Genomic DNA, 23,206 nt, shown 5'->3' with positions numbered 1-23,206 from the left:
TTTCGGAAAACTTTCCGCAATTCGCGATGGCCGATAATCCGGCGTGGGGAAGGACGCCGCCGACCTACCCGGTCCGTTATGCGGGACGCGCCCGAAGAGGCTGAGCCCGGAATCCATCAGGGCTAGAGGGGACTGGATTCCGGGCTCTCTCGGAGGCTGTTATCGGACCCGTCTTGCGCGACCCTGGCGTGAGCAGCCATCGCTCCGGTCCGGCAGCCTGCCGGGGCTAACTCCTGGGGCGGCCTAGGATCCTGGATCCGGCACGCCTGCCTGTGCCTGCAGCGCTGCCAAGCTCGCGCCCAGCAAGGCCAGGTAACTCGCTTGACAGATCACGACGCCCAAATCGAAGACGTCGAGCAGGTCGATCCAGGACTGATCCGACGAAGTGCTCGCGGCTTGCCTGCCGCCATCGATAACGGTCGGCTGGAAGCTGCGCGCGGGCCTCTGACGCGCCGCCTCGTGTCCGGCATCCTCGGAGCAGAGGATCAAATGCAGGCGCCTGTTGGACATTTCAATCTCCCGTCTCTGATTGGCGATTGCCGAAGCCCGGAGAGCTCTACTGTCATCGAGTTACCGAATAAGCGTAGTCACCGCGAAGAAACGGGCCATTGAACGGAGGTTGATCCGGCCGTTACATTCGGGTGGGGAGGACCATACTTAGGTTTATCCGCAACCTGGACCTGAGTGCGCCTGCGCACCTCGCGTTCTGCGCGATCTCATGCGTGGATCGCCAAGGCCCGCATGATTTCGTCCCGACGCCGGTAAAGCTGCTAATATCAAGTCTGTTAGGAGGGCGACGTTGTCGCCGCTGATGATAGCGGTCACCTAGCGACGCAGCGCGGCCCGGACGGCCAAGTGCTGGTGCTGCCGATGATGCCGAATCCGACCACGAAGTCCTGGTCAGCCGAACAATGGCTGCTCGGCGGCATGGTGCTGGCCTTGGCCGCAACCTGCATCGGGCTGGTGCTTGGTCCGCAGCCCACAGCGTCCGCCCACCTGGTTGCCCTCGCGCTGCTCATCGCCTCGCTGATCGCTACACTGCTGATGATGCACCTGGTGGGCCGCACCCACAGGCAGATGGAGGCCATATTGCGCGGCCGGGCCAGCGGCGAAGAGCGCGCGATCGAGGCGCAACGCAACAGCGAAGCGCAATGGAAGGAAGTGTTCGAGCATAACCCCGTCATGTACTTCATGGTCGACGCAACAGGCCTCGTGCTGTCGGTCAACACGTTCGGCGCGGCACAACTCGGCTACACCGTCGACGAATTGCTCGGACAATCCGTGCTGCGGGTGTTTGACGCCGAAGACCACCCGATGGTTCAGCGCAATGTCGCGGCGTGCCTCGACAACATCGGCCTGACCCACAGCTGGGAAATCCGCAAGATCCGCGAGGACGGTTCAAGGCTCTGGGTCCGCGAAAATGCCAAGGCGGTGCGGCGGCTCGACGATCAGCTGATCGTCCTGATCGCCTGCGAGGATGTCACCGAGCGCAAGCATGCCGAGAATGCGCTGCAGCAGAGTGAAATGTACCTGACCGAGGCCCAGCGACTGAGCCATACCGGCAGCTTCGGCTGGCATGTCGCCAGCGGCGAGATCATCTGGTCGGAAGAAACCTTCCGGATATTCGGGTTCGACCGAGTTCCATCCATCAAGCACGGTACGGTGCTTCAGCGCGTCCATCCTGATGACCGCGACCGCGTACAACGGACCATCGACCGTGCCTCGCTCGATCGCAAGGACTTCGAGCACGGCTACCGATTGCTGATGCCCGACGGAGCGATCAAATATGTCCACGCCAGGGCGCACGCGGTGACGAACGTTTCGGGCGACACCGAATTCGTCGGAGCGGTCACCGATGTGACCGCCCGCAAGCTGGCCGAGGCGCAACTGCATGAGGCACAGACCAACCTCGCGCATGTCACGCGCGTGACGGCGCTCGGCGAGCTAGCCGCATCGATCGCCCATGAAGTGAACCAGCCGCTTGCCGCCGTGGTCACCAACGCCGCGGCCTGCCTGCGCTGGCTCGACCGGGCGGCTCCCGATCTGAATGAGGTGCGCGGCGCGGTGAGCTCGATCATCAGCGACGGCAACCGGGCGGGCGAGGTCATCCAGCGCGTCCGCGCGCTGGTGAACAAGACCACCGATCAGAAGGCGCCGCTCGACATCAATGAGGTCATCAACGAGGTGATCGGCCTGGTGCAGCATGAAGTGCAGAGCCACCTGATATCGCTGCGGCTCGACCTCACTCCCGCGCTCCCGCCTGTGGTTGCCGACCGTATCCAGTTGCAGCAGGTCATCCTCAACCTGGTCCTCAACGGCATCGAGGCGATGCAGCCGGTCACGGACCGGCCGCGGCAGCTCGTGATCCGGACCCGCCATGACGACGATGCCGAGCAGATCCTGGTCACGGTCACCGATTGCGGCGTCGGGGTTGCGAGCGCGAGTGCCGACCGGCTGTTCGACGCCTTCTACACCACCAAGGCCAGCGGCATGGGAATGGGCCTGTCGATCTGCCGCTCGATCGTCGAAGCCCATCGAGGCCGCCTGTCCCTGGTCGAGCATACCGGCCCCGGCGCGACACTCCAGTTCACCCTGCCACTGCGCCAAGAGGAGCATGCATGGTGACCGGGCGCACGGCATCGCCTGCCACGCGGGCAAACGCCGAAGATCCGATCGTCTTCGTCATCGACGACGACGCCTCGGTGCGGGACGCGCTGAGCAATCTGTTCCGGTCCGTCGGCCTGCGCACTGCAGCGTTCGGGTCGGCTCACGAATTTCTGCAGCACAAGCCGGTGGATGTCCCGAGCTGCCTGATCCTGGACATCCGGCTGCCCCGGCTCAGCGGCCTCGACTTTCAGGCAGAGCTGACGAAGGCCGGCATTCATATTCCGATCATCTTCATGACCGGCCATGGCGATATCCCCATGACGGTCAGGGCCATGAAGGCCGGAGCGGTCGACTTCCTTACCAAGCCGTTCCGCGATCAGGACATGCTGGATGCGGTCACGACAGCGATCGAGCGCGACAGGAATCGTCGCGATGAGGCCAGGGTTCTTGCAAACCTGCGGGCCGCCTTCGCGACCCTGACCCCGCGCGAGCGCCAGGTGATGACACTCGTCACGGCCGGACTGATGAACAAGCAGGTCGCCGCCGAAATCGGCGTGGCCGAGATCACGGTGAAGATACACCGCGGCCAGATTATGCGGAAAATGACAGCGAAGTCGCTGCCCGATCTGGTCAGGATGGCCGAGATTCTCGGGATCGGACAGGCATCCGGCGGGCCGCAAACCTAAGTATGATTCTCCGACCCCGATTGGCGACGCACTGTGCGCCCGCAGCATCGCACAGACCGCGCCCTGACCGACCGCCTCCGGGAAGACCTCTTTGTCCAATCCGCCAGTGATATCAATCATCGACGATGACGTCTCGGTTCGCACCGCGACCCACAATCTCGTCAGGTCGCTGGGCTATGCGGTCGAGACCTACGCGTCGGCCGAGGAATTCCTGCACTCGCCCCGCCTGAATGACACATCGTGCGTGATCACGGATGTCAGGATGCCGGCGATGAGCGGGCTCGACCTGCAGAGTCACCTGATTGCCAACGGACGCCACCTTCCGTTCATTTTCATCACAGCCTTCTCCGTCGAAAACGATCGCGCCCGGGCCCTGAAGGCGGGAGCGATCTGCTTTCTGATCAAGCCCTTCGACGGCGACGTCCTGATCAAATGCCTCGATACCGCGCTCGGCCAGCGCGGCGCCGCGACGGGCGATTGAGTTCAAATCAGGCTGATCGGACCGGTATACGCAAGGATGATGCCGGCAAACATCTGGACAGATTGTGCGGGGACGATGGTGGCGCGAGATTTCGCACCGTCGTTCTTCGAGAAGACCGGCGGCAAGGACCACCTCAGACATTTTGAATGGCAAATGGCAATTCCTCGGAGGGAGGTCGCCATGCGTGCGGAACCGCGCTGCGCCCAGTGCGACAGCGAAGAACCCAAGATCATCTGTTTGCGAAATCCGGCGGGTGAACGCTATTGCGGACGCCTCTGCCTCTACCAAGGTCAGCAGAACTTCATTCGCTGGTTCGCGCGTTCGAATGCCGAGGCCGCATCATGACGTGCCGCTGCGGAAATCCCGGATGCAAGCGGCCCTTCGGGTTGATCCGGCACAGCTGGCACTTCGAGCAATTTTGCTCGGTGAAGTGCCGCGAAATCTACAAGCGGCAATTGGAGCGCAACAGGGCCTATTGGAGGTGGCTGTATCCCTTCGCCAGAACCTCCGGCCCATCGAAGAAAATGATCTGACGGCGAGGGGCATTTGTTTTGACGCGCTCAAGGGAGATCCCATGACGACGGTCGATGCGATGCTGGTAGGAGCGATCCTCGCATGGATGCCTTCGCTGATCGTATTCCTCTACATCGTGCGCGATCTGCGAAACATGCCGCGCGAGGATCTCGACTGATCGCCTCACCGGCGGACAATTCGCCCGCTAGACCTCCACGCCCTCGTGGCGCAGCAGCCAGCGTTTGCGCTCAAGGCCGCCGCCATATTTGACCAGCGAGCCGTTGGCGCCGATCAGGCGATGACAGGGCACGACCACGCTGATCGGGTTGGAGCCGTTGGCGTGGCCGACCGCGCGCATCGCATTCGGCATTTTCAGCCTCGCCGCCAGCGCGCCGTAACTCATGGTGGTGCCTGGTGGGATCTTCGGCAGCGCATGCCAGACCTTCTGCTGGAACGGCGTGCCTGCGACGCGCCATTCGACATCCGCGAGCCGATCGAGATCGCCGCTGAAGTAGTCGCCGAGCGCCTTGCGCATCGCGGCCGGGGCGCGGCCGTCCCGCAGCGTCACGGAGCCGTAGTGCAGCCGCAGCAGGTCAAGCATGCGTCCTTCGTAGTCGTCCCAGTCGAGCGCGCGCAGCACACCATCATCATCGGTCACCAGCAGCGCGGTGCCGATCGGCGTCTTGAGGCGATCGAGGTTGAAGGTCTGGGCGGTCTTGCGGTCGGCCATGGTCGTCGCTCTGGAAACGGGTCGCTCGGCATACAATTCACCGCCCGCGTGGTAGCGTCCACCCGAATTCCGGCAGGAGCGTTTTCGAGCGAGCCTATCCCGCGCTAGATGCGGGATGGACACCGGTTCGCGTGGAGAAAACGCGTCAGAACAAGATCTTGAGCTTCGGTTCTGATTAGATCAGAACCGAAGCTCTTGGGGGGACCGAATATGCTTGTGATTGCCAATTTTCTGGTCGCGGTGGTGGCCGCGCTGCACATCTACTTCCTAATCCTCGAGATGTTTCTGTGGACCAAGCCGCTCGGGCTGAAGACCTTCCGCAACTCGCTCGAGAAGGCAACCGACTCGGCCGTGCTCGCCGCCAATCAGGGGCTCTATAACGGCTTCCTCGCCGCCGGATTGATCTGGGGCCTGGCACACGGCAATGCCGCCTTAGCATTCCAGATCAAGACATTCTTCCTGCTATGCGTGATCGTCGCCGGCGCCTATGGCGCCGCCACCGTGAGCCGCCGCATCCTTTATGTGCAGGCGGCTCCCGCGGCGCTGGCGCTGATCCTGCTGTGGCTGGCCTGACGCGACATCGCGCGCAGGGCGCATCGTCTTGCAATGCCCCTGCCCTTCCTCCATCATCCCTGGCAACGGTGACATCCGCTGGCCCAACGCTTGCGGACAAGATCACCGGCAACATGAGAGGTCACGGACATGAGGAGCGTGCAATTGCTCGCTGCGACAGCGCTTGCCATCGCGTTGTCGGTTACATCGGCCGCCGCACAGAAGAAGTACGACATCGGCGCAACCGACACCGAGATCAAGATCGGCCAGACCGTGCCGTTCTCGGGCCCGGCATCCGCCTATGCCGGCATCGGCAAGACCCAGGCGGCCTACCTCAAGATGATCAACGACCAGGGCGGCATCAACGGCCGCAAGCTGAACCTGATCCAGTATGACGACGCCTATTCGCCGCCGAAGGCGGTCGAGCAGGTGCGCAAGCTCGTCGAGGGCGACGAGGTGCTGTTCACCTTCCAGATCATCGGCACGCCGTCAAATGCCGCCGTGCAGAAATACCTGAATGCCAAGAAGGTGCCGCAGCTGCTGGCCTCCACCGGAGCCTCGCGCTTCTCCGATCCGCAGAACGCGCCGTGGACCATCGCGTTCAACCCGAACTACCAGTCCGAGGGCCGCATCTACGCCAAATACATCCTGGCCAACCACCCCAACGCCAAGATCGGCATCTTCTACCAGAACGACGATCTCGGCCGCGACTACATCACCGGCCTGAAGAGCGGGCTCGGCGACAAGGCCGCCAGCATGATCGTGGCCGAAGTGTCCTACGAGCTGACCGACCCGACCGTCGATTCCCAGATCGTCAAGCTGAAGGCCGCCGGCGTCGATCTAGTCTATGACGCCTCGACGCCGAAATTCGCCGCGCAGGCAATCCGCAAGATCGCCGACCTGGATTGGCACCCGGTCCACATCCTCGACATCAACGCGAGCCCGGTGTCGGCGACGTTGAAGCCGGCCGGCCTCGACATCTCCAAGGGCATCATCTCGACCAATTACGGCAAAGACCCCGCCGATCCGCAGTGGAAGGACGATCCCGGCGTAAAGGCCTATTTCGCCTTCATGGACAAGTATTACCCGGAGGGCGACAAGCTCAACACCGTCAACACCTACGGCTACTCGACGGCCGAGCTCTTGATCCAGGTGCTCAAGCAGTGCGGCGACGACCTCACCCGCGAGAACCTGATGAAGCAGGTGACCAGCCTGAAGAAGTTCGTGCCGTCTCTCGCGCTGCCGGGCATGTCGATCACGACAGGACCGAACGATTATCGCATCAACAAGCAGATGCAGATGATGAAGTTCAACGGCGAGCGCTGGGAGCTGTTCGGCCCGATCATCGAGGACACCGGACCGGCGGGCTAGCGCCCGTAACTATCTCCGGCCGCAAAAGCCGGCGCAGCGCCCCCGCTGCGCCGGTCTCTTTTTTGCGGTGCCCCCTACTTTGGTTGACTGAAATCGCTCACCTTTTCGGCATTGCTCGTCTTGCGTCGCAGCAAGCGTTCCGCCAGTATCCCGGCCCAGCGATGGCGACCGCGGACCTTGAACCCGCGGACAAGATCATCGGCCAACATCAGTCACGTGAGGGAAACAGCATTATGAGGAACGGGATTTTCCACCTGGTCACGGGAACGGCGCTCGCGATCGCGTTGTCTGCCACGTCGGCCTACGCGCAGAAGAAATACGATCCCGGCGCGACCGACACCGAAATCAAGATCGGCCAAACCGTCCCCTTCTCCGGCCCGGCCTCCGCCTATGCCTCGATCGGCAAGACCCAGGCGGCGTATTTCAAGATGATCAACGACCAGGGCGGCATTAACGGCCGCAAGATCAATCTGATCCAGTATGACGACGCCTATTCGCCGCCGAAGGCGGTCGAGCAGGTGCGCAAGCTCGTCGAGAGCGACGAGGTGCTCCTGACCTTCCAGATCGTCGGCACGCCGTCGAACGCCGCGGTGCAGAAATATCTCAACGCCAAGAAGGTGCCGCAGCTGTTCGCGGCCACCGGCGCCTCGAAGTTCACCGACCCGAAGAACTTCCCCTGGACGCTCGGCTTCAATCCGAACTACTTCGTCGAGGGCCGCATCTACGGCCAGTACATCCTGAAGGAGCACCCGAATGCCAAGGTCGGCGTGCTCTATCAGAACGACGACCTCGGCAAGGACTATCTCAACGGCATCAAGGCCGGCCTCGGCGACAAGGCCGCCAAGATGATCGTGGCCGAAGCCTCCTATGAGGTCTCCGACCCGACCATCGATTCCCAGGTGATCAAGATCAAGGATGCCGGCGCCGACCTGTTCTTCTCGGCCTCGACGCCGAAGCAGGCCGCGCAGGCGATCAAGAAGATCGCCGAGCTCGGCTGGCATCCGGTCCACATCGTCGACATCAACGCCACCTCGGTCGGCGCGGTGTTGCAGCCGGCCGGCCTCGAGGCCTCCAAGGGCCTGATCTCGACCAACTACGGCAAGGATCCGGCCGATCCGCAGTGGAAGGACGATCCGGGCATGAAGCGCTATTTCGACTTCATGGCCAAGTACTATCCCGACGGCGACAAGAACTCGAACTTCAACACCTACGGCTACTCCACCGCCCAGCTGATGGTGCATGTGCTGAAGCAGTGCGGCGACGAGCTGACCCGCGAGAACGTGCTGAAGCAGGCCACCAACCTGAAGAACGTCGACCTCGACATGGCGCTGCCCGGCATCAAGGGCAACACCACGCCGAACGACTATCGCGTCAACAAGCAGCTGCAGATGATGAAGTTCAACGGCGAGCGCTGGGAGCTGTTCGGCCCGATCCTCGAGGACAGCAGCCCGGCGGGCTAGCGGTTCGCGCAGGTTTGAAATGCAATCGGCGGCCTCCGGGCCGCCGATTTGTTTTGGGGAGCACACACTCCCTCACCGTCACCCTGAGGAGCCGCGAAGCGGCGTCTCGAAGGGTCGGCGGCCCGGCTGTGGCCAATTCATCCTTCGAGGCTCGCCCAGCGGCGCAAATGCGCCGCAAGGCTCGCACCTCAGGATGACGGGACGAGCATCGCGCTCAACGTCGTGCACCTACTTCGGAATCTCGCCGAAGTTCTTGCCGACCGGCAGCACCGCATGTCGGATCAATCGCGAATCCTCCACCGCGGCCTGGCGGTGCTTGACCGCCTCGCGATAAACGGGATCGCGGATCATTTCGACGAAGGCGGCGACGCTCGGATATTCGGCGATGAAGCAGTGGTCCCAGCGCTCCTCTTGCGGGCCGATCAGCATAAGTTCGAAGCGGCCCTGCCAGACGATGCGGCCGCCGAGCCGCTCGAACACCGGGCCACTCTCGCGGCCATAGGCGGCATAGGCCTCTGCGCCGGTTGCCTTGCGGCCATCGGGATAGGCCGCCCACTCGCGCAAGCGCACCAGATTGAGCATGTGGATCGGGCCTGGCCGGTTGTTGTCCCGGAATTGCGCAAACACGTCCTTGGTCGGATCGATATGGCCCATGCGGTGCTCCCTGCTTCTTGTTCCAGCGTCATATAGCAACGCGCCGCCTCACCTCCTAATCCCCCGTTAAGCTTTGCGTAACCGCCCCTTAAACCGGGAACGTTAGCGTGCGCCCCTGTCAGGGTGTGAGCGTTGCGGATGGCGTGGGGACGTAAAAAAGGCGGTGGACGCAAGGAGCCGCTGTTCGGGCTTCCAGCCGCGCTTGCCGACCTCAGGCTGTCGCCGTCCGATCGCATTCCCGGCGGCGGCGACGACGAAAAGCCCGCCAAATCGAAACCCAAGAACAGCGCCGACAGGAGCAGCGATTCCGGTAGCGAGAGACCGCGCCCGTCGCGCAGCGGCAGCAAGCGGCGCAGCAAGTCGCGCGGCTTCGGCATCGGCCGGCTGTTCTACTGGACCGCGGTGCTCGGCCTCTGGGCGGGCATTGCGGTGATCGGTGTCGTGGTGTGGGTCGGTGCGCATCTGCCGCCGATCCAGTCGCTCGAAATTCCCAAGCGCCCGCCAACCATCCAGATCGTCGGCATCGACGGCTCAGTGCTGGCGCAGCGCGGCGAAATGGCCGGCGCCAACATCGCGTTGAAGGATCTGCCGCCCTATCTGCCGAAGGCGTTCATCGCGATCGAAGACCGCCGCTTCTATTCGCATTTCGGCGTCGACCCGGTCGGCATTTTGCGCGCAGCCGTCACCAACCTGCTGCATCGCGGCGTATCGCAGGGCGGCTCGACCCTGACGCAGCAGCTCGCCAAGAACCTGTTCCTGACCCAGGAACGCACCATGCAGCGCAAGCTGCAGGAGGCCGAGCTCGCGCTGTGGCTGGAGCGCAAGCATTCCAAGAACGAGATCCTCGAGCTCTACCTCAACCGCGTCTATTTCGGCTCCGGCGCCTATGGCGTCGAGGCCGCCGCGCAACGCTATTTCGGCAAGTCGGCGAAGAACGTGACCTTGCCGGAAGCCGCAATGCTCGCGGGCCTCGTCAAGTCGCCGTCGCGACTGGCGCCGAACCGCAACCCCGAAGGTGCCGAGCAGCGCGCGCAGGTCGTGCTGGCGGCGATGGCCGACGCCAAGTTCATCACCGAGGCGCAAGCGAAAGCTCGATCGGTCAGCCCTCGATCGCGGTGAAGCCGGCGGGCGCCGGCACCGTCAACTATGTCGCCGACTGGATCGGCGAGGTGCTCGACGATCTGGTCGGCCAGATCGACCAGGACATCGTGGTGCAGACCACGATCGATCCGAAGCTGCAAGCCGTCGCGGAAGCCGCCGTGATCGACGAGCTTGCCGCCAAGAGCGTGAAGTTCAATGTCAGCCAGGGCGCGCTGGTGGCAATGACGCCCGACGGCGCGGTGCGCGCCATGGTCGGCGGCCGGAACTATTCCGAGAGCCAGTACAACCGCGCGGTCACTGCGAAGCGGCAGCCAGGCTCGTCGTTCAAGCCATTCGTCTATCTGACCGCGGTCGAGGCAGGGTTGACGCCGGACACGATCCGCACCGACGCGCCGCTCGACATCAAGGGCTGGAAGCCGGAGAACTACACCCACGAATATTTCGGCTCGGTGACGTTGACCCAGGCGCTGGCGATGTCGCTGAACACGGTCGCGGTGCGGCTCGGCGTCGAAGTCGGCGCCAAGAACGTGGTGCGCACCGCGCACCGGCTCGGCATCTCCTCCAAGCTCGAGCCCAACGTCTCGATCGCGCTCGGCACCTCGGAAGTGTCCGTGCTCGAATTGGTCGGCGCCTATGCGCCGTTCGCCAATGGCGGCTACGCCGTGTCGCCGCATGTGGTGACCAGGATCAAGACCAGCTCCGGCAAGCTGCTCTACGATCGCCCCACCGATCCGCCCAACCAGGTGATCGAGCCGCGCTATGACGCGATGATGAACAGCATGATGCGCGAGACGCTGATCTCCGGCACCGCGCGCAAGGCCGAGATCCCCGGCTGGACCGCCGCCGGCAAGACCGGCACCAGCCAGGATTATCGCGACGCCTGGTTCATCGGCTACACCGCCAAGCTCGTCACCGGCGTTTGGCTCGGCAATGACGACAACTCGCCGACCAAGAAGGCGACCGGCGGCGGGCTGCCGGTGGAAGTGTGGAGCCGCTTCATGAAGGCGGCGCATCAGGGCGTGCCGGTCGCGGCGATCCCGAACTCGCAAGGCAGCTGGGCGCCGGCGAACCTGATGCAGATCTCGTCGCAAATCACGGCGCCTTCCGCGCCGACGGCACCGATGCAGATCCAGCCGCCGATGCAGGCGCCGCCACCCGCGCCGGTGCCGTCCGGCGGCTATTATCGCCAGCCATCGCCGACACCGGCCCGCGCCGCAGCGCCGCCACCTAACCCCAACGCGCGGCCCGAGGCCGCAGCGGGGCTGGATGGCTGGCTGGCTGATCGGTTGTTTCGGTAGGCGTTAGGCGCGCGGTCTCACCACAACGCCAACTGCTATCCCCCGCGAAAGCGGGCGATCCAGTACGCCGCGGCTTATCCGTTGAAAACAAGCGCCTCTGGAATACTGGATCGCCCGCTTTCGCTGGCGATGACAGCAGAGGTGGCAGAGACAGCGGCCCGGATGGGTAGAGCGGAGCGACCGCCGCCTACTCCTGGATCCCGTAGCGGTGCAGGTCGTTGCCGTGGGTGTCGAGCCAGTTCTTGGCGCGCGTGACCGAGGCACAGACCTTGTCGACCACCCGCCAGAACCGCGCCGAATGGTTCATCTCGACGAGATGTGCGACCTCGTGCGCGGCGAGGTAATCGAGCACGTAGGACGGCGCCAGGATCAGGCGCCACGAGAACGACAGCGACCCCGCCGACGTGCACGAGCCCCAGCGGCTCGACTGGTCGCGGATCGAAATCCGCCGCACCCGCACGCCGAGTTCCGCAGCGTGCAGTGTCGCCGCCTTTTGCAGATCCTTGCGCGCCTCGCGCTTGAGGAAGTCATGTACCCGGCGATCCATGTGCTCGACGCCGCCGGCGACGCAAAGGATCTTCTCGCCGCTGTCCCGCGTCTCGGTCCAGACCGTGCCGCGCTCGCCCGAGCGATGCACCAGCCGATGCGGCACGCCGCGCAACGGCACCACGGTGCCGGGCTGAAACGGTGCGGCCTTTGGCAAACGGCCGAGGCGCGCAGCGATCCAGCCGCCATGGACGTTGGCAAACTCCTTCGCCTCGACGATGGTCCCGCGCGGCGGCATGGTCAGGATGCTTCGCGATCGGTCGGATGGATCCTGAGCGTATAGCGGCGCGCGCGCCGGTGCCGACGCAACCTGACGGTGAAAAACTGGGAGCCGTGTCTGACCAATACGGTCGCGGGTTCGGCAGGCCGCCGATAGAGGAGCGCGCGAGTAGCCATGTCTGAGAGTCCGGGGAGCAGGAGTTCGCCCGAACTTTGCCATATCCGCCGCCAGGGAAAGCGCTCGGCGCAAAAACAAATCATTTGCCCAATATACAGGGGTCGGGCGTTAATTGGCCTCTACCGGCAGGGGTCGGAACCGGAATTTTTCCGATGAATCAAAGTCGCGAAAAAGGCCCAAGAGATGAAATTAAATTCATCACTTGAGCCTCGCCCGATTTGAGATTCTTTTAGCTAAATCAGTGAGTTGTGCGGCCGCGAAAATCGCGGCCGGGTCGATACCTATTCGGCCGCGGCGACCAGGGAAAGCCGTGTATTGGCCGCCGAAACCATGAAATCGGAGATCCGCGGCACGATTTCGGAGCGGAAACGCGAGCCGTTGAACACGCCATAGTGCCCGACGCCCTTCTGCACGTAGTGGACACGGCGATGGTTCGGAATCGCGGTGCAGAGCGCGTGCGTCGCCTCGGTCTGGCCGAGGCCGGAGATGTCGTCCTTCTCGCCCTCGACCGTCATCAGCGCGACGCGGCGGATCTTCGAAGGATCGACCGGCTTGCCGCGATGGGTCATCTCGCCCTTCGGCAGCGCGTGCTTGACGAAGACGAGGTCGACGGTCTGCAGGTAATACTCTGCTGTGAGGTCCATCACCGCGAGATATTCGTCATAGAACTCACGGTGCTTGTCGACGAGATCGCCGTCGCCCTTCACCAGATTGGCGAACAGCGCCTTGTGCGCGTCCATGTGCCGATCCAGGTTCATGCTGATGAAGCCGTTGAGCTGCAGGAAGCCCGGATAGACGTCGCGCATCACGCCCGGATGCGGGAACGGCACCTTGGTGATGACATTGTTGCGGAACCAATCGATGCCGCGCTCCGCCGCCAGATCATTGACAGCGGTCGGATTGCGCCTTGTATCGATCGGGCCGCCCATCAGCGTCATCGACAGCGGCACGAACGGGTCGCTGTTGGCTTCCATGACGGAAACGGCTGCCACTACAGGCACCGAGGGCTGGCACACCGCTACAATATGCATGTTGCCGCCGAGCGCGTGCAGCATCTCGATCACGTAGTCGACGTAGTCGTCGAGATCGAACCGCCCTTCCGCGAGCGGCACCATGCGCGCATCGGCCCAATCGGTGATGTAGACCTCATGCGTTGGCAGGAACGCCTCGACCGTGCCACGCAGCAGCGTCGCATAATGGCCGGACATCGGCGCCACGATCAGCACGCGCGGCTGCGGCGCGCGCAGCGGGCGCGTCAGCTTGCGATCGAAATGCAGCAGGCGGCAGAACGGCTTTTCCCAGACGGTGCGAACCTCGACCGCCGTACGGATGCCGTTGACCTCGGTGGTCGGCAGGTTCCAATCCGGCTTGCCGTAGCGGCGCGTGGTGCGCTCGAACAGCTCACAGCCGGCGGCGATCGACTTGCCGAACTCGGTGTGCGTCCACGGATTGAGCGGGTTCTGAAACAGAATCTTGGTGGCGTCGGTTACGGCGCGTGCCGGATTGAGCGACGCATGCGCCATCTCGTACATCCAGTATAGCGGCGTCGTGAGTGCCGGGCTGCCTTCCGCCGCTAGTGGCGGGGCACCGCCAAATTCACCGATGGGCATTGTATCTTCAGACCCCTGTTTGCGCCGCAGCATACTGACCAATGCGTAACATTGCGTCAATGCGCCGCAAACCGAATCTGGGGTCGATATCGGGCTAAAACACCGGGAATCCACGTGAAAGTGACATTTATTCACCACCCCCGAGCAGCGATCCGTTGCGCTTGGCGCTCTGTAAAAGGGCAAGGAAGACCGCAAAAGAGGCAGCGAACAGGATGGCGTTGATGACCAGCGCCCACGCCATCAGGTCGGCGCGGAAGACGTGGTCGATCAAGAGCGCGCGCATGCCTTCGAACACATAGGTCGGCGGCAGCGTCCAGGCGACCACCTGCAGCCAGGCCGGCAGCACCTCTACCGGATAGTAGATGCAGGCGAGCGGCATCACCGCGAACATCAGCGTCCAGACGATGCTCTCGGCCCCGAGCCCATTGCGCAGCACGAGGCCCGAGGCGAACACCCCGACCGACCAGCTCGTGAAGATCAGGTTGCAGAAGAACGCGATCAGCGGCAGCCCGATGGCGTAGAAGTTGAAACCGAAAAAGAACAGCGCCATCAGCGTCATCGGGATCACGCCGATGGCAAGCCGGATCAGGCTCATGATCATCAGCGAGAGCAGGAATTCGATCGGCTTCAGCGGGCTCATCATCAGGTTGCCGAGATTGCGCGCCCACATCTCTTCCAGGAACGAGATCGAGAAGCCGAGCTGGCCGCGGAACAGGATGTCCCACAGGATCACCGCGCCGATCAGCGTGCCGCCCGCCTTGGCGAAAAAGCCCGACGCCTGCGAGATGTAGTTCTGCAGGAAGCCCCAGGTGATGATCTGCAAGGCCGGCCAATAGATCAGCTCCAGGAGCCGCGGCCATGACGACATCAGGAGGTACCAATAGCGCAGCACCATCGCGTTGATGCGTTGCAGTGAAATGGCGCGCGGCTGATGGCTGACGATCTCGCTCATGGTGTCTCTTCCCGTACCCGGCCGCGCGCCACGTCGAGAAACACCTCCTCCAGCGTGTCGCGATTGTAGCGCGCCATGATCGCTTCCGGGCTGTCGTCGTCCTGGATCTTGCCGCGCTTCATGATGATGACGCGGTCGCAGAGCCGCTCGACCTCCAGCATGTTGTGCGACGCCAGCAGGATGGTCGCGTTATGGGTCTTGCGGTAGGTCTCGAGATGCTGTCGCACCCAGTCGGCGGTATCCGGGTCGAGCGAGGCGGTCGGCTCGTCGAGCAGCAGCAGGTCCGGCTCGTTGATCAGCGCCTTCGCCAGTGCGACGCGGGTCTTCTGCCCGGCCGAGAGCTTGCCGTTGGAGCGGTCCAAAAATTCCTTGAGATCGAGATCGGCGGCGAGCTGGTCGATCCGCTCGCGCAGCTGCTGCACGGCATAGAGACGGCCGAAAATCGTCAGGTTCTGCCGCACCGTGAGCCGCATCGGCATGTCGACATAGGGACTCTCGAAATTCATCCGGCCGAGCACGTCGTAGCGCTGCTCGGGGATTTTCGCGCCCAGCACGCTGACGCGGCCCGAGGTCGGCAGCACCAGCCCCATGATCATCGCGATCGTCGTGGTCTTGCCGGCGCCGTTGCCGCCGAGCAGGCCGGTGATGCTGCCGCGCGCGATGCGGAAGGAGATATCGTCGACCGCGCGGGTGGTCTTGTAGACCTTGACCAGGTGCGCAACGTCGATCGCGGCCGACCCGCCCTGATCGGCCGCAGGCGGCTGATTGGGCGCTTGCGCCTGACCTGTCCCGCGCTGTTGCATATGGGCGTCATTGAGCCATTGCGACAATAAGCGCAAGGCTTGGCCCGCATCCTTGCGCTAAGTCGCGAATTTGTGCGCCGCCCACGGCAAAGCTAAAGTCCCTGACATGACCGACGTCGTCTCCGATTTCCGCCAACCCCGCCGCTATGTCCGCCTGGATACGATCCTGCGGCTGCGCTGGCTCGCCGCGCTCGGCCAGCTCGTCGCGATCTTCGTCGTCGCCCAAGGGCTGGAATTCGACGTTCCGATCGTGCCCTGCGTCATCATCGTGACGTTCTCGGCGCTGCTCAATCTGGCGCTGCAGATCGCGTTCAATCCGATGCAGCGGCTGGAGCCGGCCTATGCCGCGGCCCTGCTCGCCTTCAACATCGTCGAGCTCGGCGGTCTCCTGTACTTCACCGGGGGTCTGCAGAACCCGTTCTCGTTCCTGTTCCTGGCGCCGGTGCTGATCTCGGCCACGGTGCTGCCGATCCGGCTGACGATCGCGCTTGGCTGCCTTGCGGTCGCCTGCGCCTCGGCGCTGTTCTTCTATCATCTGCCGCTGCCCTGGGACGGCGACGATCCCCTGGTGCTGCCGCCGATCTATCTGATCGGCGTCTGGCTTTCGATCCTGCTCGCGATCGGCGTCACCAGCCTCTATGCGTTCCAGGTGACCGAGGAGGCCCGCCAGCTCTCCGATGCGCTCGCCGCAACCGAGCTGGTGCTGACGCGCGAACAGCATCTGACCCAGCTCGACGGCCTCGCCGCCGCCGCCGCGCACGAACTCGGCACGCCGCTGTCGACGATCTTCCTGATCTCGCGCGAGCTCGAGAAGACGGTGCATGACCCGGTGATCGCCGGCGACCTCAAGACCGTGCGCGAACAGGCGCAGCGCTGCCGCGACATCCTGAGCAAGATTGCGCAATTGTCATCGAGCGGCGCGCCGTTCGACACCATGAAGCTGTCGACCCTGATCGAGGAGGCGGTGGCGCCTCATCGAGATTTCGGCATCAATATCAAGGTGCGGCTTGCTGTCGCAGCAACGCGCGAACCAGTCGCCGCGCGCAATCCCGCGATCCTCTACGGCGTCGGAAACATTCTCGAAAATGCGGTCGATTTCGCGCACCAGACGGTCGAGGTGAACGCGTGGTGGAACGCCGAAACCATCGAAATCGTCGTCTCCGACGATGGCCCGGGCATCGCGCCGGACATGCTGAAGCGGATCGGCGAGCCGTATCTGTCGCGCCGCCGGGGCGCCGATGAGGCCCAAAATGCACGTGGCGGCTTGGGCTTGGGGGTTTTCATCGCAAGGACATTGCTGGAACGCACCGGAGCCAAGGTCTCGTTTACCAATCGGCCCTTCCCCGATCACGGCGCGTGGTGCAGATCGTTTGGCCGCGCGAGCGCTTCGAGGAAGCAGCGGGAGACACGGAGACGTCATCTTAAGAACGGTTCTTAATCGCACCTCTGGCATACCGGATGCAGCCACCGCGACTTTCGGCTGCCTTGGCAGCGCCCCAGTGCAACCCCATATTTAGCGGGTCTATCACAGGGAAAAATGGATCGTGAACGCAATCGCTGAACTGAATGACCATGCTGACAAATCGCTCCTCATCGTCGAGGACGACAAGCCGTTCCTGGAACGTCTGTCGCGCGCGATGGAGACGCGAGGCTTCTCAGTGAAGTCATGCGATACAGTGTCTGACGGCATCGCCGAGATCGGCCGCGCCGCCCCCGCATTCGCGGTCGTCGACCTCCGCCTCGGCGACGGCAACGGCCTCGACGTCGTCTCGGCCTTGAAGCGCAAGCGCCCCGAGGCGCGCGCCATCGTGCTGACCGGTTACGGCAACATCGCGACCGCCGTCACCGCAGTGAAGATGGGCGCCGTCGACTATCTCTCGAAGCCCGCCGATGCCGACGACGTCGTCGCCGCGCTGCTGGCGACCGGCACCGAGAAATCCGAGCTGCCGGCCAATCCGATGTCGGCGGACCGCGTGCGCTGGGAACACATTCAGCGCATCTACGAGATGTGCAACCGCAACGTCTCGGAGACCGCGCGCCGTCTCAACATGCACCGTCGCACCCTGCAGCGCATCCTCGCCAAGCGCGCGCCGCGCTAAGCGATCGCTTCATCTGTTTTCGCGATGGCCGGGCTCAGCCCCGGCCATTTGCTTTTGTAGGATGGGTAGAGCGCAGCGAAACCCATCAACTTTCCCCCGCACGGAGACATGATGGGTTTCGCTGCGCTCTACCCATCCTACTCGACCAACCGCAATGACGGATCGAGTGCTCGCATTTAAAACTCATGCCCCTGCGGATCGACGAGGCGGTTGATCCGCTGTGCCGCCGCCATCGCAAACCGTACCGTCATCGCCTTGCGGGTGGCCGCCGGCAGGCGGTGCTCCGGCGCCTCGCAGTGCAGATGCGCGCCATAGGCGTCGGCGATGATCAGGCCGGTGTCGACCGGGAATATCTCGCACGGCAGGTCCTGCGTGAAGGCGAAGAACAGCCGGTCGCAATGCATCCGGTAGTCCTGCCATTTCTGGTCGGCGCGCAGATCCTCGATCGATGACTTGATCTCGACGATCCAGATCTCGCCGCGTTCGTTCAGCGCGACGAGATCGGCCCTGCGGCCGGACGGCAGCGGCAATTCGCTGATGCAGGAAAATCCCAGCGATCGCAGAAGCCGCGCGGTGCCGCGGGCGATCGCAAGCGCGGTCTCCGACTGGCGTCGGTCGGGCACGGGCACAAGTGCGATCTGGCGGGCGGGTGACTCCATCCAAGAAGATTAGCCGATTCCATCATCCAGCGGCAGCGCCGGAATCGGCCGTAAATTCGCGAGGATCGCGCCTTGATTCCGGCCTCAAGCCACCGCGAAGCCGGTGGAACCTCGGTTCCGAGGGACGAAACCACTGGAGGAGAGACCCATGCGGTCACGCATCACACTTCGCTCGTTCGTCTTCGCTCTCGCAACCCTTCCGCTGTCAGCCGGACTGTCCTCGGCCATCGCCAAGCCCGTGGTCGAGGTCGCCTTCGTGCTCGATACCACGGGCTCGATGGGCGGATTGATCGAGGGCGCCAAGCGCAAGATCTGGTCGATCGCGACCGCGATCGTCGATTCCAATCCCGACGCCGACATCAGGATGGGCCTGGTCGCCTATCGCGACATCGGCGATGACTATGTGACGAAAAAGGTCGAGCTGACCCGCGACATCCAGGACCTCTACGCCAATCTGCTGGAATTGAAGGCGCGCGGCGGCGGCGACTGGCCGGAGAGCGTCAATGAGGCGCTCGACGTCGCCGTCAACAAGATGCAGTGGACCCAGGAACGCGACGGCACTCGCATCGTATTCCTGGTCGGCGACGCCCCGCCGCACATGGACTATGCCCAGGATACCAAGTACCCGGTGACGCTCGCGGTCGCGAAGCAGCGCGACATCATCGTCAACGCCGTGCTCGCCGGCAACGCACAGGATACCGAGCGCGTCTGGCGCGATATCGCGCAGAACGGCAACGGCGAGTTCATCCCGATCCCGCAGGACGGCGGCCAGATCGTCACCATCGAGACGCCGTTCGACGAGGACATCATCATCCTGCAGCGCGAGATCAACGGCACGGTGATCCCTTATGGCCCCCGCGCGCAGCAGAAGCGCACGGAATCCAAGACCCACCAGCTTGCGAGCGTCGCCGCGGCTTCGCCGGCGCGCGCCTCGGAGATGGCGAGCTTCATCAACAAGCGCGCCAAGGTGACGTCGGAGGCGGTCACCGGCGACGGCGACCTGGTTGCCGACATCGCGGCCGGCCGCAACGAGATCGCCAAGGTCAAGGACGAGGACCTGCCCGATAATCTCCGGGCCATGAAACCGGAGGCACGCAGCGCCGAGATCGACAAGCAGATCACCCAGCGCAAGGCGCTGAACGAGAAGCTCGCCGCCCTGGTCGCCAAGCGCGACAAATATGTCGTCGAGCACCGCAAGAGCGCGCCGAAGGCATCGTCGTTCGATCGCGTGGTCGAGGATACGCTGAAGGCGCAGATCAAGCGGTAGCAACAGGGCGAGGAGTGTGGTCCCGCAGCTTGCGGGACCACACTCTGGGCAGGAACCCGTCGCCGCCTCGCCGCTTATCTTCCGGCCCTGACCGGAGAGGATAAAGCCTGGTGATCGACGACCTCTGGTACAAGAACGGCGTGATCTATTGCCTGTCCGTTGGCACCTACATGGATGCCAACGGCGATGGCGTCGGCGACTTCAGCGGCCTGCTGCGGCGCCTGGATTACCTGGACGGGCTCGGCATCACCACGATCTGGTTGATGCCATTTCAGACTTCGCCCAACAAGGACGGCGGCTACGACATTTCGGACTATTACGGCGTCGATCCGCGCTACGGCACGCTGGGCGATTTTGTCGAGTTCACCCATGGCTGCCAGCAACGCGGCATTCGCGTGATCATCGATCTCGTCGTCAATCACACCTCGGATCAGCACGCCTGGTTCAAGTCGGCACGGAGTTCGAAGGACTCGCCCTTCCGCGACTGGTATGTCTGGTCGGACAGGAAACCGGCCAACGCCAACACGGGCATGGTGTTTCCCGGCGTTCAGAAAACGACCTGGACGCACGACAAGCAGGCGGGCGCCTGGTACTTCCATCGCTTCTACGATTTCCAGCCGGACCTCAATACATCGAACCCGCACGTGCAGGCCGAGATCCTCAAGATCATGGGGTTCTGGATCCAGCTCGGCGTCTCCGGCTTCCGCATGGACGCCGTGCCTTTCGTGATCGCGACCAAGGGCGCATCGGTGCGCAAGCCGGTCGAGCAATATGACATGCTGCGATCGTTTCGCGAATTCCTGCAATGGCGTCAGGGCAACGCGATCATCCTCGCTGAGGCCAATGTGCTGCCAGAAACGGATATGGAGTACTTCGGGCGCGACGGCGACCGCATGCAGATGATGTTCAACTTCCACGTCAATCAACATCTGTTCTACGCGCTGGCATCGGCCGATACGAAGCCGCTGGCGAAGGCGTTGACGGCGACCAAGCCGCGGCCGGCGACCGCGCAATGGGGCTTGTTCCTGCGCAATCACGACGAGCTCGACCTCGGCCGCCTCACCAAGGCGCAGCGCGACACGGTGTTCAAGGCGTTCGGTCCCGACAAGAGCATGCAGCTCTACGGCCGTGGCATCCGGCGGCGCCTTGCGCCCATGCTGGGCGGCGACCGGCGGCGCCTGGAGCTCGCTTACAGTCTGATGTGCACTCTTCCCGGCACGCCCGTGATCCGCTACGGCGATGAGCTCGGCATGGGCGATAATCTCGACTTGCCGGAGCGCACTTGCGCGCGCACGCCGATGCAATGGTCGACCGAGCCTCACGGCGGCTTTACCGAGAGCGACCGGCCATGTGTGCCCGTGATCGACGAGGGTCCCTATGGCTATGAACACGTCAACGCAGCCAAGCAGCGGCGCGATCCGAATTCAATGCTGAACTGGACCGAGCGCATCATCCGTATGCGCAAGGAAGTCCCCGAGATCGGCTGGGGAGACTTCAAGGTCATTAGTACCCGAAACCCTGCCGTGCTGGTCATTCGATACGACTGGCGCAACAACTCGGTATTGTTCGTGCACAATTTCGCGGAAAAGCCGCTCGAAATATCGTTCAACGTGGGGCTGCCTGACGACGCCGGCAAGCTGCTGGTCAATCTCCTGACCGAGGATCACAGCCGCGCCGATGATGGCGGTCGTCACAAGCTCCTGATCGAAGCCTACGGCTATCGCTGGTACAGGGTCGGCGGGCTCGACTACCTGCTCAAGCGCAGTGACATCGACACCAAGACGCCCCGCACGTCGCGCTAGTCATCCTGATGCGGCCCGAGGATCACGCCCTCGTTGGCGCGCAGATCGAGGACGCCTTCGACCTTCTCGCCTTGCCGGTCCATGAAAGTCGACAGCAGCACCTCGTTGCTGAAGCCGATCGCACTGGAGGAGACCGACGCGGGAGCTGCGCCGAAATTCAGCGCGATCACGGCCACGCCCTCCGCGCTGCGGCGCCGGAACAGCAGCACATCGCCATGGGCCGCCACAGGCTCGTAGCTGCCATGGATGAGTTGCGGCAGCCTGCGCCGCAGCGCGATCAGCGCCTTGTAGAGGTTGAGGATCGAGCTCCGCTCCGCCTCCAGGCTTGCGACATTGTCACTTGCGAAATCCCGCGCGAGCGGCAGCCATGGCGTAGCGTCGAGAACCCGGCGTGAGGCTCGGCGCTCCATTGCATTGGCGTGCGGCAGCCGTCGCGGCCGACGCCGAGACCGGGCACGTTCTTCTCGAAGGGATCGCGCACCTGGTCCGGCGCAATCGCCACCTGGTGCATGCCGATCTCGTCGCCGTAATACAGCGTCGGCGTGCCGCGCAGCGTCAGCAACAGCATCGCCGCCACCGGTGCCTGCGCCGGTCCCACCCGGCTCGCCACCCGTGGCCGGTCGTGATTGCCGAGCACCCAGTTCGGCCATGCACCGGGCGGCAGCGCCTTTTCGTAATCGGCGATGATCTGCTCGACCGCACGCGCGCTCCACAAGGTCGACAGCAGAGCGAAATTGAACGGCATCTGCGCGCCGCGCAGATCGTTGCCGTAATAGGCCACCAGCCGGTGCAGCGGCAGATAGATCTCGCCGATCAGCACGCGGTTGTCGAACTCCTCGGTGACGCGGCGCATCTCGGTGATGACGGCGTGCACTTCGAGCTGATCGGTCGAATATTGCGTCAGCACCTTCTCGTGCGGCGGCCGGCCCTCGCGGTAATGCGGGTTCGGCGGGTTGTCGCGGAATTCGGCGTCCTTGATCAGGTGCCAGATCACATCGACACGGAAGCCGTCGACGCCCTTGCGTAGCCAGACGCGCATCACGTCGTAGATCGCATCCCTGACCTCGCGATTGCGCCAATTCAGATCGGGCTGCTGCGCCAGGAAGGCGTGATAGTAATATTGGCCCGAGGCCTCGTCATAGGCCCAGGCGCTGCCGCCGAACTCCGACAGCCAGTTGTTCGGCGGACCGCCATCCGGCGCTCCATCGCGCCAGATGTACCAGTCGCGCTTCGGGTTGTCGCGCGAGCTCCTCGCCTCGATGAACCAGGGATGTTGGTCGGAGGTGTGGTTCGGCACGAGATCGAGGATCAGCTTGAGGCCGCTATCGTGCGCGGCCGCGACCAGCGCGTCGAAATCCTCCATCGTGCCGAACAGCGGATCGACGCCGGTGTAATCGGAGATGTCGTAGCCGAAATCGGCCATCGGCGAGGTGAAGATCGGCGACAGCCAGACCGCGTCGACGCCGAGCCGGGTCAGATAAGGCAACCGCGAGATGATGCCCCTGAGATCGCCGACGCCGTCGCCGTTGCTGTCCTGAAACGAGCGTGGATAGACCTGATAGAAGATGCCGCGCCGCCACCAGTCCCGCTCGTCCTGATCCATCCCATTCCCCCTCGC

Annotated in this window: 18 protein-coding genes and 4 pseudogenes; 13 read left to right on the top strand and 9 right to left on the bottom strand. The window is 63.6% G+C overall.

Annotated features, from left to right (window positions below; translation table 11 throughout):
* Window positions 1-243: 243 nt before the first annotated feature.
* Window positions 244-510 (bottom strand): hypothetical protein, encoded by a 267-nt coding sequence (locus ALC15_RS20335; protein ID WP_050628788.1) that lies wholly within the window; start codon window positions 508-510, stop codon window positions 244-246.
* 345 nt (window positions 511-855) lie between these two features.
* Here ALC15_RS20335 and ALC15_RS20330 point away from each other — a divergent pair, with 345 nt between their 5' ends.
* The 5 genes from ALC15_RS20330 to ALC15_RS43380 all read left to right on the top strand — a co-directional run bounded on the left by ALC15_RS20330 (window position 856) and on the right by ALC15_RS43380 (window position 4,465).
* Complete coding sequence (locus ALC15_RS20330; RefSeq protein ID WP_244486172.1) at window positions 856-2,625, top strand: PAS domain-containing sensor histidine kinase; 1,770 nt, start codon at window positions 856-858, stop codon at window positions 2,623-2,625.
* Entirely contained in the window at window positions 2,619-3,293 is a 675-nt protein-coding gene (locus ALC15_RS20325; RefSeq protein ID WP_050628787.1) for a response regulator transcription factor, read from the top strand. The genes ALC15_RS20330 and ALC15_RS20325 overlap by 7 nt, the downstream gene beginning before the upstream one ends.
* 91 nt (window positions 3,294-3,384) lie before the next feature.
* Window positions 3,385-3,774 (top strand): response regulator transcription factor, encoded by a 390-nt coding sequence (locus ALC15_RS20320; protein ID WP_244486171.1) that lies wholly within the window; start codon window positions 3,385-3,387, stop codon window positions 3,772-3,774.
* A gap of 39 nt (window positions 3,775-3,813) precedes the next feature.
* Window positions 3,814-4,119: a hypothetical protein gene (locus tag ALC15_RS44195; RefSeq protein ID WP_157860920.1), complete on the top strand. Its 306-nt coding sequence runs from the start codon at window positions 3,814-3,816 to the stop codon at window positions 4,117-4,119.
* Window positions 4,120-4,141: 22 nt separating this feature from the next.
* Window positions 4,142-4,465, top strand: a complete 324-nt coding sequence (locus ALC15_RS43380) for a hypothetical protein (protein WP_128089540.1) — start codon at window positions 4,142-4,144, stop codon at window positions 4,463-4,465.
* A gap of 27 nt (window positions 4,466-4,492) precedes the next feature.
* Here ALC15_RS43380 and ALC15_RS20310 read toward each other — a convergent pair whose 3' ends face one another.
* Window positions 4,493-5,017 carry a methylated-DNA--[protein]-cysteine S-methyltransferase gene (locus tag ALC15_RS20310; RefSeq protein WP_050628784.1) on the bottom strand — a complete coding sequence of 175 codons (525 nt, stop codon included), beginning with the start codon at window positions 5,015-5,017 and terminating at the stop codon, window positions 4,493-4,495.
* Between the two features lie 210 nt (window positions 5,018-5,227).
* Between ALC15_RS20310 and ALC15_RS20305 the strand changes: the two genes are divergently transcribed.
* From ALC15_RS20305 to ALC15_RS20295, 3 genes are all read left to right on the top strand, one after another.
* Complete coding sequence (locus tag ALC15_RS20305) at window positions 5,228-5,590, top strand: DUF1304 domain-containing protein (protein WP_050628783.1); 363 nt, start codon at window positions 5,228-5,230, stop codon at window positions 5,588-5,590.
* A 129-nt stretch (window positions 5,591-5,719) separates the two neighbouring features.
* Window positions 5,720-6,940 carry an ABC transporter substrate-binding protein gene (locus tag ALC15_RS20300; RefSeq protein WP_050628782.1) on the top strand — a complete coding sequence of 407 codons (1,221 nt, stop codon included), beginning with the start codon at window positions 5,720-5,722 and terminating at the stop codon, window positions 6,938-6,940.
* Window positions 6,941-7,173: 233 nt separating this feature from the next.
* Entirely contained in the window at window positions 7,174-8,400 is a 1,227-nt protein-coding gene (locus ALC15_RS20295; protein WP_050628781.1) for an ABC transporter substrate-binding protein, read from the top strand.
* A gap of 228 nt (window positions 8,401-8,628) precedes the next feature.
* Here the strand turns inward: ALC15_RS20295 and ALC15_RS20290 are convergent, their stop codons facing one another.
* Window positions 8,629-9,054, bottom strand: a complete 426-nt coding sequence (locus ALC15_RS20290) for a DUF1330 domain-containing protein (protein WP_050628780.1) — start codon at window positions 9,052-9,054, stop codon at window positions 8,629-8,631.
* Between the two features lie 138 nt (window positions 9,055-9,192).
* Between ALC15_RS20290 and ALC15_RS20285 the strand changes: the two are divergent.
* Window positions 9,193-11,453: pseudogene (locus ALC15_RS20285) on the top strand (transglycosylase domain-containing protein).
* Window positions 11,454-11,640: 187 nt separating this feature from the next.
* Here ALC15_RS20285 and ALC15_RS20280 read toward each other — a convergent pair.
* From ALC15_RS20280 to ALC15_RS20265, 4 genes and pseudogenes are all read right to left on the bottom strand, one after another.
* A pseudogene (locus ALC15_RS20280) lies at window positions 11,641-12,479 on the bottom strand (M48 family metallopeptidase).
* Window positions 12,480-12,677: 198 nt separating this feature from the next.
* A complete protein-coding gene (locus tag ALC15_RS20275; protein WP_050628778.1) occupies window positions 12,678-14,006 on the bottom strand; it encodes a polyhydroxyalkanoate depolymerase in 1,329 nt (442 codons plus the stop codon).
* Window positions 14,007-14,133: 127 nt separating this feature from the next.
* Window positions 14,134-14,958: an ABC transporter permease gene (locus tag ALC15_RS20270; protein ID WP_050628777.1), complete on the bottom strand. Its 825-nt coding sequence runs from the start codon at window positions 14,956-14,958 to the stop codon at window positions 14,134-14,136.
* Window positions 14,955-15,761, bottom strand: coding sequence for an ABC transporter ATP-binding protein (locus ALC15_RS20265; protein ID WP_050628776.1), 807 nt, complete (start codon window positions 15,759-15,761; stop codon window positions 14,955-14,957). Before ALC15_RS20265 ends, ALC15_RS20270 begins: the two co-directional genes overlap by 4 nt.
* Before the next feature lie 106 nt (window positions 15,762-15,867).
* On the opposite strand from ALC15_RS20265, the pseudogene ALC15_RS20260 reads away from it, so the two are divergent.
* Window positions 15,868-17,186, top strand: a pseudogene (locus ALC15_RS20260) (ActS/PrrB/RegB family redox-sensitive histidine kinase).
* Window positions 17,187-17,305: 119 nt separating this feature from the next.
* Entirely contained in the window at window positions 17,306-17,860 is a 555-nt protein-coding gene (locus ALC15_RS20255) for an ActR/PrrA/RegA family redox response regulator transcription factor (RefSeq protein ID WP_021077587.1), read from the top strand.
* A gap of 176 nt (window positions 17,861-18,036) precedes the next feature.
* On the opposite strand, the gene ALC15_RS20250 is transcribed toward ALC15_RS20255, so the two are convergent.
* On the bottom strand, window positions 18,037-18,519 hold the full coding sequence (locus ALC15_RS20250; RefSeq protein WP_050628775.1) for an MmcB family DNA repair protein: 483 nt from the start codon (window positions 18,517-18,519) through the stop codon (window positions 18,037-18,039).
* A gap of 148 nt (window positions 18,520-18,667) precedes the next feature.
* On the opposite strand from ALC15_RS20250, the gene ALC15_RS20245 reads away from it, so the two are divergent.
* Both ALC15_RS20245 and ALC15_RS20240 read left to right on the top strand, forming a co-directional pair.
* On the top strand, window positions 18,668-19,786 hold the full coding sequence (locus tag ALC15_RS20245; protein WP_050628774.1) for a vWA domain-containing protein: 1,119 nt from the start codon (window positions 18,668-18,670) through the stop codon (window positions 19,784-19,786).
* Between the two features lie 110 nt (window positions 19,787-19,896).
* Complete coding sequence (locus ALC15_RS20240) at window positions 19,897-21,588, top strand: alpha-amylase family protein (protein ID WP_050628773.1); 1,692 nt, start codon at window positions 19,897-19,899, stop codon at window positions 21,586-21,588.
* On the opposite strand, the pseudogene ALC15_RS20235 reads toward ALC15_RS20240, so the two are convergent.
* Window positions 21,585-23,191, bottom strand: a pseudogene (locus ALC15_RS20235) (alpha-amylase family glycosyl hydrolase). The gene ALC15_RS20240 and the pseudogene ALC15_RS20235 overlap by 4 nt on opposite strands.
* Between the last annotated feature and the right edge of the window lie 15 nt (window positions 23,192-23,206).

It is taken from the genome of Bradyrhizobium viridifuturi, assembly GCF_001238275.1.
GTDB classification, from domain to species: domain Bacteria; phylum Pseudomonadota; class Alphaproteobacteria; order Rhizobiales; family Xanthobacteraceae; genus Bradyrhizobium; species Bradyrhizobium viridifuturi.
The sequence above is the reverse complement of the archived record's forward strand: the minus strand, read 5'-3'. Positions and strand labels throughout refer to the sequence as shown.